The 13,983-nt window shown below is 72.0% G+C and carries 10 protein-coding genes; 7 read left to right on the plus strand and 3 right to left on the minus strand.

Annotated elements, in window-relative coordinates; translation table 11 throughout:
- Positions 1–65: 65 nt before the first annotated feature.
- Both ACFWP3_RS12955 and ACFWP3_RS12960 read left to right on the plus strand, forming a co-directional pair.
- Complete coding sequence (locus ACFWP3_RS12955) at positions 66–233, plus strand: hypothetical protein (RefSeq protein ID WP_384219593.1); 168 nt, start codon at positions 66–68, stop codon at positions 231–233.
- An 80-nt stretch (positions 234–313) separates the two neighbouring features.
- Positions 314–3,379: an AAA family ATPase gene (locus ACFWP3_RS12960; protein ID WP_384219651.1), complete on the plus strand. Its 3,066-nt coding sequence runs from the start codon at positions 314–316 to the stop codon at positions 3,377–3,379.
- Here the strand turns inward: ACFWP3_RS12960 and ACFWP3_RS12965 are convergent.
- From ACFWP3_RS12965 to ACFWP3_RS12975, 3 genes are all read right to left on the minus strand, one after another.
- The gene (locus ACFWP3_RS12965; RefSeq protein ID WP_384219595.1) at positions 3,342–3,530 is read right to left on the minus strand and encodes a DUF6191 domain-containing protein; all 189 of its coding nucleotides are present in this window, start codon (positions 3,528–3,530) and stop codon (positions 3,342–3,344) included. The two genes, ACFWP3_RS12960 and ACFWP3_RS12965, sit on opposite strands and share 38 nt — an antisense overlap.
- Positions 3,531–3,563: 33 nt before the next feature.
- Complete coding sequence (locus ACFWP3_RS12970) at positions 3,564–4,799, minus strand: PQQ-dependent sugar dehydrogenase (protein WP_384219597.1); 1,236 nt, start codon at positions 4,797–4,799, stop codon at positions 3,564–3,566.
- A gap of 117 nt (positions 4,800–4,916) precedes the next feature.
- Complete coding sequence (locus ACFWP3_RS12975) at positions 4,917–5,924, minus strand: aldo/keto reductase (protein WP_384219600.1); 1,008 nt, start codon at positions 5,922–5,924, stop codon at positions 4,917–4,919.
- A gap of 75 nt (positions 5,925–5,999) precedes the next feature.
- Here ACFWP3_RS12975 and ACFWP3_RS12980 point away from each other — a divergent pair, with 75 nt between their 5' ends.
- The 5 genes from ACFWP3_RS12980 to ilvC all read left to right on the plus strand — a co-directional run bounded on the left by ACFWP3_RS12980 (position 6,000) and on the right by ilvC (position 13,864).
- A complete protein-coding gene (locus ACFWP3_RS12980) occupies positions 6,000–6,947 on the plus strand; it encodes a 2-hydroxyacid dehydrogenase (protein ID WP_384219602.1) in 948 nt (315 codons plus the stop codon).
- A 282-nt stretch (positions 6,948–7,229) separates the two neighbouring features.
- Positions 7,230–10,130: a putative bifunctional diguanylate cyclase/phosphodiesterase gene (locus ACFWP3_RS12985; RefSeq protein WP_384219654.1), complete on the plus strand. Its 2,901-nt coding sequence runs from the start codon at positions 7,230–7,232 to the stop codon at positions 10,128–10,130.
- A 204-nt stretch (positions 10,131–10,334) separates the two neighbouring features.
- Positions 10,335–12,221: an acetolactate synthase large subunit gene (locus ACFWP3_RS12990; RefSeq protein WP_384219604.1), complete on the plus strand. Its 1,887-nt coding sequence runs from the start codon at positions 10,335–10,337 to the stop codon at positions 12,219–12,221.
- 31 nt (positions 12,222–12,252) lie between these two features.
- Complete coding sequence (gene ilvN, locus ACFWP3_RS12995; RefSeq protein ID WP_069922074.1) at positions 12,253–12,777, plus strand: acetolactate synthase small subunit; 525 nt, start codon at positions 12,253–12,255, stop codon at positions 12,775–12,777.
- A gap of 85 nt (positions 12,778–12,862) precedes the next feature.
- Positions 12,863–13,864, plus strand: coding sequence for a ketol-acid reductoisomerase (gene ilvC / locus ACFWP3_RS13000; protein ID WP_384219607.1), 1,002 nt, complete (start codon positions 12,863–12,865; stop codon positions 13,862–13,864).
- The last annotated feature ends 119 nt before the right edge of the window (positions 13,865–13,983 follow it).

The raw sequence follows: 13,983 nt of genomic DNA on the forward strand, positions 1-13,983 counted from the left end.
CCTGGGACGCGAAGCTGGGATCACACCGAACGAGGTGCCCGAGCAACGCAACCAGGGAGTACGAGATGTTCGAGTACGAGATCGCAGCCGCCCGCACCGCCGACCTCATCCGCGAGGCCGACGCATACCGCCTGGCGCGGGAGGCCAAGAAGGCGCGCCGCTCCTCCTCGCGGAGCCAGGAACCCGAAGAGGCGGTGAGAGGACACCGCGGCCGCTTCGCCCGCGCCGCGTGACCCGCGCCGCGACCCGCGTGAACTGACACGTGATGAGAAGCGCACCGATATCGAGTGCCGCCGGGCAGGACGTCTGTGCGATGCTCGGCGACGTGGAGACCAGATCTGTCAGCCCGGTGTTCGTCGGCCGAGCCGACGAACTGGCCCTGCTCACCGACGCACTGACCCGCGCCGCCGGCCGGGAGCCCCAGGCGATGCTCATCGGGGGAGAGGCCGGGGTCGGCAAGACCCGCCTCACCGAGGAGTTCCTCGGGGAGGCGGCCCGCCGCGGCGCCGTGGTCGCCGTCGGAGGCTGTGTGGAGATCGGGGCGGAGGGACTTCCCTTCGCCCCGTTTTCGACTGCCCTGCGCACCCTGCACCGGGAGCTCCCCGAGGAGCTCGCCGCCGCTGCCGCCGGCCAGGAAGGCGAACTCGCCAGGATCCTCCCCGAACTCGGCGACACCCCGCGCGGCCCGCACGACGAGGAGAGCACCGCCCGGCTGTTCGAACTGACGGCCCGGATGCTGGAACGCCTCGCCGCCGAACGCCTCGTCGTCCTCGTCCTGGAGGACCTGCACTGGGCGGACACCTCCACCCGGCACCTGCTCTCCTACCTCTTCCGCACCCTCGCCAGCGGCCGGCTCGTCGTCGTCGCCACCTACCGCGCGGACGACGTCCACCGCCGCCACCCCCTGCGCCCGCTCCTCGCCGAACTCGACCGGCTGCGCACCGTCCAGCGCATCGAGCTCCCCCGCTTCAACCGGGCCGAGGTGCGCCGCCAGCTCGCCGGGATCCTCGCCACGCAGCCCGAGGAGGACTTCGTCGACTCCGTCTTCGAACGCTCCGACGGCAACGCCTTCTTCGTCGAGGAACTCGTCGCCTCCAAGGCCAGCGGCTGCCGCGCCGGCCTCACCGAATCCCTGCGCGACCTGCTCCTCGTCCGCGTCGAGGTCCTCCCGGACGAGGCCCAGCGCGTGGTGCGCATCGTCGCCGAGGGCGGCTCCACCGTCGAGTACCCGCTCCTGCGCGCCGTCGCCGGCCTCACCGAGGACGAACTCATCGAGGCCCTGCGGGCCGCCGTGGGTGCCAACATCCTGCTCGCCACCACCGACGGCGACGGCTACCGCTTCCGCCACTCGCTGGTCCGCGAGGCCGTCAGCGACGACCTGCTGCCCGGCGAGCGCTCCCGCCTCAACCGGCACTACGCGCAGGCCCTGGAGGCCGACGAGACCCTGATCCGCGCTGAGGAGCGGGTCATCCGGCTTGCCAACTACTGGTACCAGGCCAACGACCCGGCCAAGGCGCTGCCCGCCGTACTCGCCGCCTCCGTGGCCGCCCGCCGCCGGCACGCCTACTCCGAGCAGCTGCGCCTGCTCGAGCGGGCCATGGACCTGTGGGACAGCGCCCCGGACGAGGTCCGCGAGGCGCTGCGTCCAGCGGACGACACCGACGTGTACCCGCCGTGCGGCTGCGACCCGGCCAGCACCCCGCTGCAACGGCTCGACCTGCTGGCGGAGGCGACCGTCGCGGCCCGCTACGGCGGGGAGCGGGAACGCGCCCTGAAGATCACCAAGACGGCGCTGCGGAGCCTGGAGGACGGCCACGACCCGCTGCGGGCGGCCTGGTTCTGGACCGAGCGCTCCCGGCTGGTGGCCGGCCTCGGCCGCAGCGACGGCTGGGAGGAGATCGCCAAGGCCCAGGAGCTCGTACGGGGGCTGCCCCCGTCCCAGGTGCACGCCGAGGTCCTCGTCCGGGCCGCGGGCTGGGGCATGCTCCACAACCCGGGCCCCGGCAACCTCGAAGCGGCCCAGCGGGCCGTCGCCTACGCGCGGATGGTCGGCGCCGAGGAGGTGGAGCTCAACGCGCGGATCACGGTCGGCTGCCTCCTCACCGACTCCGGCACCGGCGAAACCGGCCTCACCGAGCTGCACACGGTCAAGGACCGGGCCACCGAACTCGGCCTCACGATGCTCGCGGGACGTGCACATATCAACCTCACCTCTCAGCTGGAAAGCATGGGACGGTCACGGGAAGCGGTGGAGCTGGCCGAAGAGGGAGCGGAACTCGTCGGCAGGTCACGCTTGTTCGACACCGAGGCCTGGGTGCGCGGCAACATGGCGGAGAGCCTCTACAGCCTCGGCCGCTGGGACGAGGCCACCGCCGCTGCCCGGCGCACCCTGCTCGTCGGCCAGAGCGCAGCCCCGCGCGGCTCCGCCTCCGCACGGCTGGCCTACCTCGCCCTGGCCCGGGGCGAGCTGACCGAGGCGGCCCACCAGCTCGCCGCCGCCCACTCCCACTTCGGCACCCACGACACCCAGCCCCAGCACCGGATACCGCTCTACCGCCTGGCGGTCGGGGTCGCCGCGGGGGAGGGCCGGATCGCCGAGGTCCGCTCCGAGACGGCCGCCGCGATCGAGTACGGGTTCCCGCTCGGGCAGCACCGGTACGCCTGGCCGCTGCTCCTCGCCGCCGCGACGGCCGAGGCGGACTCCCGGGGCCTGCCCGCCGCCGACACCGGCCGAGCCGAGGCCCTGGACGTGCTGCGCACCGCCGCCCGGCCCCTCCCCACCCCGGCCCCGGTATGGGAGGCCCACGCCGAGTACCTGCGCGCCGAGCTGCTGCGGGCGGAGGACCGGGACACCGTCGCCGACTGGACCGCCGTGGAAGCGGCCGTCCGCCCGCTGGAGCGCCCGTACCTGCTGGCCCGGGCCCGCCACCGGCTCGCCGAGGCCCTGCTGGCCGCCGGCGGCTGCCGCGACTCGGCGGCCGCCCTGCTCCGCTCCGCCCACGCCACCGCCGACCGGCTCGGCTCACGCCGGCTGCGCGAGGACCTGGCCCTGCTCGCCCAGCGCGCCCGGCTCCCGCTGCCCCCCGCCGACACACCCCCGGCCCCGCCCGAACCGGAGGCCGACCCGGTGGAGGCACTCGGCCTGACCAGCCGCGAGCGGGACGTCCTGCGCCTGGTGGCTGCCGGCAGCACCAATCGCAAGATCGCCGAGGAGCTGTTCATCTCCCCGAAGACGGCGAGCGTCCACGTCTCGAACATCCTGGCCAAGCTGGGCGTCGCGGGCCGCGGCGAGGCGGCCGCCCTCGCCCACAGGCTGCGGCTCTTCGCCCCGGCCGGGCCGGTCAGTCCCCGGCCGGAGGCTGCTCACCGAGGCGTATGAGCACCTGGCCGGAGTCCAGGTCTATCGGCCCCCGTCCCGGGTCCCCGTCATTGACGTCGACCCGGGACAGCTCCAGCCGCTTCTTCTCCTCGTCCGTGTGCTTGCGTCCCGGGTTGAAGAGCTCCTCGATCATGTTGAACACCGTGTCCACCACACCTTCCGCCCCCAGCGGGGCCCGTGCCGGTCACCGCACCGTCAGTGTCAGGATCCTGTCGTCGCCCGCTTCCGGCGACCCGCGCCCGTCCGTCTCGCTCGTGACCAGCAGCAAGCGGTCCCCGCCCAGCGGCACCACCGTGCGCAGCCGTCCGTACTTGCCTTCCAGGAAGGCCTCCGGCTCGGCCACCGGCTCCGTCCCGGCCAGCGGGATCCGCCACAGCCGGTTCCCCCTCAGCCCGGCCATCCAGATCGAACCCTCGGCCCACGCGATCCCGCTCGGCGAGGCCTCATCGGTCTTCCAGACGGCCACCGGATCCCGCAGGCCCGGTCTGCCGGCCTTGCCCTCCGCCTCCGGCCAGCCGTAGTTCGCGCCGGGCTCGATCAGATTCAGCTCGTCCCAGGCCTTCTGGCCGAACTCGGCCGCCCACAGCCGTTTGTCCTTGTCCCAGGCCAGCCCCTGCACATTGCGGTGCCCGTAGGAGTAGACGACCGAGTCCGCCTCCGGATTGCCGTGCACGGGATCCCCGTCCGGGGTCATCCGCAGGATCTTGCCGCCCAGCGACTTCTTGTCCTGCGCGAGCCCGGTCTCACCGGTCTCGCCCGTCCCCGCGTAGAGCATCTTGTCCGGGCCGAAGGCGATCCGGCCGCCGTTGTGGATGAGCCCCTTGGGGATCCCCCGGAGCACCGTGTCCGGAGCGCCCAGCTGCTGCCCGGCGGGCCGCTGCTCGTCATAGCGCATACGGGCGATGCGGTTGTCGGACTCCGTCGTGAAGTACACGTACACCAGCCGGTCCGAGGCGAAGGAAGGGGACAGCGCGAGCCCCAGCAGCCCGCCCTCCCCGCCCGGGGCCACCCCGGGCACCTCGCCGATCGGCGTCACCGTGCCCGAGCCCAGCGCGATCCTGCTGACCGTCCCCTTGTCCCGCGAGGCCACCAGCAGGTCCCCGCCGGGCAGCTCGGCGACGCCCCACGGGGACTCCAGCCCCTTGGCGACCTCCCCGGTCACCGTCACCATGCCCTTCGCCGGCGGAACCGAGGCGCCCGCAGACGCGGACGCACTGCCCGACGGCCCCGCCGACCCCGATCCCGCCGCCGTACCCGGTGGTGAGCTCCCCGGCCCGGCCTTCGGCCCGCCCGCCGGCGAACACCCCGACGCCAGCAGGGCGCCGCACCCGGCCAGCGCCAGCGCCGCCAGCACGCCCCGGCGCCCCGCGCCCGAAGCCCCGTACCCCGCCTGCCGCACGCGAGTCGTTCCGTATCGCATCGCCCTGCTCCCTTCCGGACTTCCGGTCCCGCCCTTTCATCAGACTCAACAGCCGCGGCGGTTCCCGAAGTTCCACCACTCGTACACCCGATCGAGTGGTTGTGGCCCCGGGCCCCGTCAGTCCCAGGCTCCCACCGCGACCGGCAGGGCCGCGATCTCGGCCAGGTCCCCGGCCGTCAGCCGGACCTCCGCCGCCCGCGCGTTCTCCGCCGCCCACCGCGCCCGGTCCGCCCCCGGCACCGGAACCACCTGCGGTCCCTGCGCCAGCACCCACGCCAGCGCCACCTGCGCCACCGTGACCCCCTGCCCGTGCCGCCCGGCCACCCGGCGCAGCCCCGCCACCAGCGCCTGGTTCGAAGCCATCGCGTCCGCGGTGAACCGCGGATGCCGGGCCCGCACGTCCTCCGACTCGAAGCCCTCGCCCGGAGTCAGCGTCCCGGTCAGGAACCCGCTGCCCAGCGGCATCGCCGCCAGGAACCCCACCCCGCGCGCCGCACACCACGGCAGGAGCTGCCACGCGGCCTGCGGCGACCACACCGACAGCTCCGCCTGCACCGCGCTCACCGGGAACACCTGCTGCGCCCGCTCCAGGTGCCGCACGGTCGTCGCGTACGCCCAGTCCCCGCGCCGCCCGGCCCCCGGCCCGGCCCCCGCACCCAGCGCGCAGAACCCGAGCGCCCGCACCTTCCCCGCCCCCACCAGCTCCGCCATCGCGCCCCAGGTCTCCTCCACCGGCACGTCCGGATCCACCCGGTGCAGCTGGTAGAGGTCTATGACGTCGGTCCGCAGCCGCCGCAGCGAGGCGTCGCAGGCCCGCCGCAGATAGCCCGGCCGCCCGTCGGCCACCACGTGCTGGTCCCCCGCCCGCAGCCCGACCTTGGCCGAGACGAAGGCCTCCGACCGCCGCTCCGCGAGCACCCGCCCCAGCAGCAGCTCATTGGTGAACGGCCCGTACAGATCGGCCGTGTCCAGCAGGTTCGACCCCAGGTCCAGCGCCGTGTGCACCGCCGCCAGGGATTCCTGCCCCCGCCGCCGCGAAGGCGCGTACGCCCAGCTCATCGGCATACAGCCGAGCCCGACGGCGCCCACCGTCAGCGCCCCCGCCCCGATCGACCTGCGCTCCACCCGTGGGTCCCCCTCCCGGTCCGGCACCAACCTAGCCAACGGCCTGATCCGCACGCCTGGCATAGCCTCCTGATCATGACTGTAAAGACCCGTGACGTCTGGCTCCCCTTCCCCGCCCGGGAGATCGACGGCCTGCCCGACTCCTTCACCTACCGCCACTGGGACGGGGAGGACGCCTTCCCGGCCGATCCCGCCGACTGCGTCTTCTACGTCACCCCGTACATGAAGTCCCCGGCGGTCACCGTGCGTCCGCTGGCCGCCATGCCCGCCGTCGAGGTCGTGCAGACCCTCACCGCGGGCACGGACCACATCCTCGGCGGCCTCGCCGAACTGCGTCCCGGAGTGCGCCTGTGCAACGCGGCCGGGGTGCACACGGCGAGCACCGCCGAGCTCGCGCTCGCCCTGACCCTCGCCTCCCTGCGCGGCATCCCCGGCATGGTCCGCGGCCAGGACCGCGAGGAATGGCGGTTCGGCGTCTACGACGCCCTCGCCGACAAGTCCGTACTGATCATCGGCTACGGGTCGATCGGCTCGGCCGTCGAGGACCGGCTCGTGCCCTTCGAGTGCGGGCGGATCACCCGCGTCGCGCGCTCGGCCCGCAGCACACCGCGCGGACCCGTCCACGCCCTGGCCGATCTGCCCGAACTCCTGCCCGGCGCCGACGTGGTGATCCTCACGACCCCGCTCACCGACGCCACCCGCGGGCTGGCCGGAGCCGGGTTCCTCGCCCGGATGAAGGACGGCGCCCTGCTGGTGAACATTGCGCGCGGCCCCGTCGTCGACACCAAATCCCTGCTGGCAGAGGTCGAGTCGGGCCGGCTGTGCGCGGCCCTCGACGTGACCGACCCGGAACCGCTGCCCGCCGGCCACCCGCTCTGGCATGCTCCGAACGTCCTGATCACGCCCCATGTCGGCGGCAGCAGCACGGCTTTCGAGCCGCGGGCCAAGCGCCTGCTGGCACGCCAGCTCACCCGGTTCGCCGCCGGAGATCCCGTGGAGCACACGGTACTGATCACCACCTGACGCACCGTGCGCACGCTCCGCAGTCACCCGGATGCGTTCGGTGGGAACAACTCCCCGCTTGGTAACGGAGCGTAGAGAAGCCATGTCGCTGAGTAACGAAAGTGGTGTATCGTCCGGAAGAAGGGGCTGCGCCACGAACGTCTGGCGCTGGGGAGTGATCGGACACTTTGGGGGGCGACGGGCGATGCACGGCCAATGGGCGAAGGATCCGACGTGGCAGAGCCGCCGGAGGCGACGGTGCCGAGAGTGGGCCGCACCGGAACCAGCGGGCGAGGGGGACCGGTGAGCGCCCCGGGGGCGGCGCTCCTGAACCGCCCGTCCCTTTCGGGCGGAGGCAGGGGCCTGGCCATGCAGCTGCTCCTCGCGCTGGTCAGCGGGGGATACGCCGTCGGCGCCGCCCTCAACTGGGGATCGGAGGAAGTCGCCGAGATCATGGGTGACTTCGGGCTGAGCGCGGCAGGGTTACTCGCCGCGGTCTCCTGCTACACCTACGCGCGGGCGATCGACAGCCGCGAGCGCCCCGCCTGGCTGCTCTTCTCCTTCTCCTCCCTCATGGGCGCCTCCGGCAACGCGGTCTGGGGCTGGTACGAGGTGATCCTCGGCCAGGACGTGCCCAAGCCCTCGCTGGCCGACTTCGCCTTCCTGTGCTTCGCCCCGCCGGCCATCGTGGGCCTGCTCGTCCTCGCCAAGCGTCCCGTCACCCGGGCCGGCTGGGTCTGCCTCGGGCTCGACTCCTGGCTCATCGGCGGCTCGCTGCTCACCCTCTCCTGGAGCCTGGCGCTGGCCCACGCGGCGCGGACCGCGCAGTCCGGCGCCCCGGGCAGCGTCCCGCGCGCCGCCCTCTCGCTGGCCTATCCGCTCCTGGACATCGCGCTGGTCTCGATGGTCCTGGTCCTGCACTTCCGGCGGTCCGAGACCAACCGCTCCGCCGTCAACACCGCCATCGCCGCGCTCGCCCTGACCGTGCTCAGCGACGCCCTGTTCACCTCACCGCTGCTGAGCGCCGAGTACCAGTCCGGCCAGCTGCTCGACGCCGGCTGGTTCGCCGGCTCGCTGCTGCTCGCCTACGCGCCCTGGGGCGCCCGGCGCCTGCATCCCGCACCGGAACCGGCCGGGACCCGGCGCGTCGAGAGGCCGCACAGCCGCCCCATCACCGGATCGCTGCCCGCCCTCACCCCGTACCTCGCGGCCGCGGTGTGCACCCTGGGCATCCTCTACAACGTCGTGGACGGCCGGAAGGTCGACCGCATGGTCGTCTTCACCGGCTGCACCGTCGTACTCGCCCTCGTGATCCGCCAGGGCATCATGCTCCTCGACAACATCGCGCTCACCCAGGAACTGGCCCAGAAGGAGAACCACTTCCGCTCCCTGGTCCAGGGCTCCAGCGACGTCATCATGATCGCCGCGCCCACCGGCACCCTGCGGTACGTGAGCCCCGCCGCCGCCGGGGTCTACGGCCGCGAGGCCGAGGAGTTGGTCGGCACCGAGCTCGCGACCCTGATCCACCCCGACGACCTCGGCAGAGTGGTCCACGAGGTACGCCGCTTCCTGGCCGCTCCGCCGACCGAGGAGCCCACCACCCGCATCGAGTGCCGGTTCAAGTCGGGCGGCGGCGAGTGGCTCAACGTGGAGTCCACCGTCAACCGCCACCAGGGCGGGCTCATCCTCAACAGCCGCGACGTCACCGAGCGGGTCCGGCTCCAGGCGCAGCTCCAGCACAGCGCCGAGCACGATCCGCTGACCGACCTGCCCAACCGGGCGCTGTTCACCCGCCGCGTCCGCCAGGCCCTGACCGGCCGGCGCGCGGGCGACCACAGCTCCGCCGTGCTCTTCATCGACCTCGACGGCTTCAAGGCGGTCAACGACACCATCGGCCACCAGGCCGGCGACGAGCTGCTCATCGAGGCCGCCCGCCGGCTCCAGGACTCGGTCCGGGCCGGGGACACCGCGGCCCGCCTCGGCGGGGACGAGTTCGCCGCGCTGATCCTCGGCGACGGCAGCCGCGACCGCAGCGCCCGCGAGTACCAGGTGCACGAGATCGCCGACCGGCTGCGCACCACGCTCTCCCAGCCGTACCGCATCGCGGGCAGCGAGGTCAGGGTCGCCGCCAGCATCGGCGTGGCCTTCGCCGACCCCGGCATCACCCCTTCGGACCTGATGCGCAACGCGGATCTCGCGATGTACCGGGCCAAGGCCGGCGGCAAGGACCGCGTCGAGCTGTACGCCCCGCAGATGCAGGCCGAGGTCGTGCGGAAGGCCGAGCTGGCGGGGCGGCTGCGGACCGCGCTCCACGAGGGGGAGTTCGCGCTGCTCCACCAGCCCGTGGTCTCGCTGGCCACCGGCGAGGTCTCCGCCGTGGCCGCGCAGGCCCGCTGGCGCTCGGCCCAGGGGATCCTCTTCACCCCGGCGGAGTTCCTCCGGGTGGCCGAGTACAGCGAGGGCTCGGCCGCGGGCACGGACACCCCGCCCGGCTTCGTCGCCGGGACCAGCACCCGCAGCGCCGAGCTCGGGCGCTGGATGCTGGAGCAGGCCGTGGAGCAGGCCGCCGACCGGCACCGGGCCGGGCACGACGTACCCGTGGCCGTCCGGATGACCGCCCAGCGGCTGCTCGACCGGGCCGTGCCCCTGGGCTCCGTGGAGGCGCTGCTGACCCGGCACGGGCTGCCCTCCGGGGCCCTGGTCCTGGAGCTCGCCGTATCCGACCCCAGAGTGCCCTTCGACGACCTGGAACGCCGCCTGACCGCCCTGCACCGGCTCGGGGTGGGGATCGCGCTGGACGGCTTCGGCAGCGGCTACGCGGCCATCAGCGCCCTGCGGCGCCTCCCCGTGGACATGCTGAAGCTGGATCGCGGCCTGGTGGAGGGCGTCGTGGAATCCGCCCGCCTCCACAAGATCACCGCAGGGCTGTTGCGGATCGCAAACGACCTGGGCATGCAATCGGTGGCCGACGGGGTGGACCTGCCCGAGCAGGTCCTGGCATTGCGTGCCATGGGGTGCACCCACGGCCAGGGAATGGCCTTCTCCGGACCGCTCGACGAATACAGGCTGCGGCGTGCGCTGGTGCGCGGTACGTTCCCTGTACCGGGTGGTGCGGTGCAGCCCGCCCTGGCCGGTGGTTCCTCCGGGGGATCGATGGCCATGCGCAGAGGCTCACATGATGAGACGCCCGTCCCACCTACTTGACATCACCCTCCCGCCGGAGGGAGGGTCAGTGTCATGCGCACCCGAATTCTCGTACTTGGAAAGCGCGTCGGCTGAAGCCGGGACCAGCATGTCCCCGCTCAACGCACCCGACGCGCTCCCCTCGCTTGCCTCCCGGCACGAGGGGTTTTTTGTTGCACTGGCACAGAGTCGAATCCTCGTAAAACCCTCAGCTTCGAGAAGAGAATGCCGATGACCGAGCAGGCCACCGGGGCCCACCATCCGCAGCCGCGGCCCCGTTCCGGCGGACACCAGTCCGCCGCAGTTGAGCACGTCACGGGTGCGCAGTCCCTCATCCGCTCTCTCGAAGAGGTGGGGTGCGACACCGTCTTCGGTATTCCGGGCGGCGCCATCCTCCCCGCGTACGACCCGATGATGGACTCGAAGAAGGTCCGTCACATCCTGGTCCGCCACGAGCAGGGGGCCGGCCACGCCGCCACCGGCTACGCGCAGGCCACCGGCAAGGTCGGCGTCTGCATGGCCACGTCCGGCCCCGGTGCCACCAACCTGGTCACCCCGATCGCCGACGCGCACATGGACTCCGTCCCGCTCGTCGCCATCACCGGCCAGGTCTCCTCCAAGGCGATCGGCACCGACGCCTTCCAGGAGGCGGACATCGTCGGCATCACCATGCCGATCACCAAGCACAACTTCCTGGTCACCCGGGCCGAGGACATCCCGCGGACGATCGCCGAGGCCTTCCACATCGCCGCCACCGGCCGCCCCGGCCCGGTCCTCGTCGACATCGCCAAGGACGCCCTGCAGGCGAAGACCACCTTCGCGTGGCCGCCCTCCCAGGACCTCCCCGGCTACCGCCCGGTCACCAAGCCGCACGCCAAGCAGATCCGCGAGGCCGCCAAGCTCATCTGCCAGGCCAAGCGCCCGGTCCTCTACGTCGGCGGCGGCGTCATGAAGTCCGGCGCGACCGCCGAGCTGAAGGTCCTCGCCGAGCTGACCGGCCTGCCGGTCTGTACCACCCTGATGGCGCTCGGCTCCTTCCCCGACAGCCACCCGCTGCACGTCGGCATGCCCGGCATGCACGGCGCGGTCACCGCCGTCACCGCGCTCCAGAAGTCGGACCTGCTGATCGCGCTCGGCACCCGCTTCGACGACCGCGTCACCGGCAAGCTGGACAGCTTCGCCCCGTTCGCGAAGATCATCCACGCGGACATCGACCCGGCCGAGATCGGCAAGAACCGCGCGGTCGACGTCCCGATCGTCGGCGATGCCCGCGAGGTCATCGCCGATCTGATCCAGGCCGTCCAGGCCGAGCACACCGAGGGCAACGCCGGTGACTACAGCGCCTGGTGGCGGGACCTCACCCGCTGGCGCGACACCTACCCGCTGGGCTACGACCTGCCCGAGGACGGCAGCCTCTCGCCGCAGCAGGTCATCGAGCGGATCGGCGCGCTCGCGCCGCAGGGCACCGTCTTCGCGGCCGGTGTCGGCCAGCACCAGATGTGGGCCTCGCACTTCGTGAAGTACGAGGAGCCCCGCACCTGGCTGAACTCCGGCGGCGCCGGAACCATGGGCTACGCGGTCCCGGCCGCGATGGGCGCCAAGGTCGGCATGCCCGAGCGCACGGTCTGGGCGATCGACGGCGACGGCTGCTTCCAGATGACCAATCAGGAGCTGGTCACCTGCGCGCTGAACAACATCCCGATCAAGGTCGCGATCATCAACAACGGCGCGCTGGGCATGGTCCGCCAGTGGCAGACGCTGTTCTACAACCAGCGCTACTCGAACACCGTGCTCCACGCGGACGAGACCGGCCACGACACCGTCGGCTCCCAGCTCGGCGAGTCCGTCGCCCCCCGCAAGGGCACCCGCGTCCCGGACTTCGTCAAGCTGTCCGAGGCCATGGGCTGCGTCGCCCTGCGCTGCGAGGACCCGGCCGACCTGGACAAGGTCATCGCCGAGGCCAACGCCATCAACGACCGTACGGTGGTCATCGACTTCATCGTCCACGAGGACGCCATGGTGTGGCCGATGGTCGCCGCCGGCACCTCCAACGACGAGGTCATGGCAGCCCGGGGCGTCCGTCCCGACTTCGGCGACAACGAAGACGACTGAGCCGAGAGAGCCGAGAGAGAGAACGCCTCACATGTCCAAGCACACGCTCTCCGTCCTGGTCGAGAACACGCCCGGCATCCTCGCCCGGATCGCCGCACTGTTCTCCCGCCGCGGGTTCAACATCGACTCCCTCGCGGTCGGTGTCACCGAGCACCCCGACATCTCCCGCATCACCATCGTCGTGAACGTCGAGGACCTCCCGCTGGAGCAGGTGACCAAGCAGCTCAACAAGCTGGTCAACGTGCTCAAGATCGTCGAGCTGGAGCCGCACAACGCGATCGAGCGCGAACTCGTCCTGGTGAAGGTCCGCGCCGACAACGAGACGCGTTCGCAGATCGTCGAGATCGTCCAGCTGTTCCGCGCCAAGACGGTCGACGTCTCCCCGGAGGCCGTCACCATCGAGGCCACCGGCGGCACCGACAAGCTGGGCGCCATGCTCAAGATGCTGGAACCCTTCGGCATCAAGGAGCTCGTGCAGTCCGGCACCATCGCCATAGGGCGTGGCGGACGGTCCATCACGGACCGCAGCCTGCGCGCGCTCGACCGCAGCGCCTGACGTTCGCATCGCGAGACCGAGAAACTCAGATTCCGTTCCCCGCCGTACGGTGGGAGCAACACCAGCGCACCAAGGAGATATCCCAGTGGCCGAGCTGTTCTACGAGAACGACGCCGACCTGTCCATCATCCAGGGCCGCAAGGTCGCGGTCATCGGTTACGGCAGCCAGGGCCACGCCCACGCGCTGTCGCTCCGTGACTCCGGCGTCGACGTCGTCGTCGGCCTGAAGGAGGGCTCGAAGTCCAAGGCCAAGGCCGAGGAGCAGGGTCTGAAGGTCCTCCCGGTGGCCGAGGCCGCCGAATGGGCGAACGTCATCATGATCCTCACCCCGGACCCGCTCCAGGCCGAGATCTACGAGGAGTCCATCAAGGACCACCTCAAGGAGGGCGACGCGCTCTTCTTCGGCCACGGCTTCAACGTCCGCTACGGCTTCATCAAGCCCCCGGCCAACGTGGACGTCGCCCTGGTCGCCCCGAAGGGCCCGGGCCACCTGGTCCGCCGCCAGTACGAGGAGGGCCGCGGCGTTCCGTGTATCGCGGCCGTCGAGCAGGACCACTCGGGCACCGCTTTCGCCCTCGCGCTCTCGTACGCGGCCGGCATCGGCGGCACCCGCGCCGGCGTCATCAAGACCACCTTCACCGAGGAGACCGAGACCGACCTGTTCGGTGAGCAGGCCGTCCTCTGCGGTGGCGCCTCCGCGCTGGTCAAGGCCGGTTTCGAGACCCTGACCGAGGCCGGCTACCAGCCGGAGATCGCGTACTTCGAGTGCCTGCACGAGCTCAAGCTCATCGTGGACCTCATGTACGAGGGCGGCCTGGAGAAGATGCGCTGGTCGGTCTCCGAGACCGCCGAGTGGGGCGACTACATCACCGGCCCCCGCATCATCACCGACGCCACCAAGGCCGAGATGAAGAAGGTCCTCGCCGAGATCCAGGACGGCGAGTTCGCCAACACCTGGATGGCCGAGTACAAGGCCGGTCTGCCGAAGTACAACGAGTACAAGAAGGCCGACGAGGCGCACCTGCTCGAGACCACCGGCAAGAAGCTGCGCAAGCTGATGAGCTGGGTCGACAGCAGCGAGAGCTGATCGGGTGAGCGGCGGGGGGGGGGCGGGGGGGGCCCGCCCCCCCCCCCCAGGGCGGGCCGGCGCGGGGGGGGCTGGTATAAAAAACAGACGCAGGCGGCGCGAGGGGGGGGGGTGTTTTA

The sequence above is a fragment of the Streptomyces sp. NPDC058525 genome (genome assembly GCF_042719495.1).
Lineage (GTDB): Bacteria > Actinomycetota > Actinomycetes > Streptomycetales > Streptomycetaceae > Streptomyces.

Coding starts and splice junctions, on each gene's coding strand:
- ACFWP3_RS12960 (WP_384219651.1), top strand. CDS start 314: ATGCTCGGCGACGTGGAGACCAGATCTGTCAGCCCGGTGTTCGTCGGC.
- ACFWP3_RS12990 (WP_384219604.1), top strand. CDS start 10,335: ATGCCGATGACCGAGCAGGCCACCGGGGCCCACCATCCGCAGCCGCGG.
- ACFWP3_RS12970 (WP_384219597.1), bottom strand. CDS start 4,799: ATGCGATACGGAACGACTCGCGTGCGGCAGGCGGGGTACGGGGCTTCG.
- ACFWP3_RS12955 (WP_384219593.1), top strand. CDS start 66: ATGTTCGAGTACGAGATCGCAGCCGCCCGCACCGCCGACCTCATCCGC.
- ilvN (WP_069922074.1), top strand. CDS start 12,253: ATGTCCAAGCACACGCTCTCCGTCCTGGTCGAGAACACGCCCGGCATC.
- ACFWP3_RS12980 (WP_384219602.1), top strand. CDS start 6,000: ATGACTGTAAAGACCCGTGACGTCTGGCTCCCCTTCCCCGCCCGGGAG.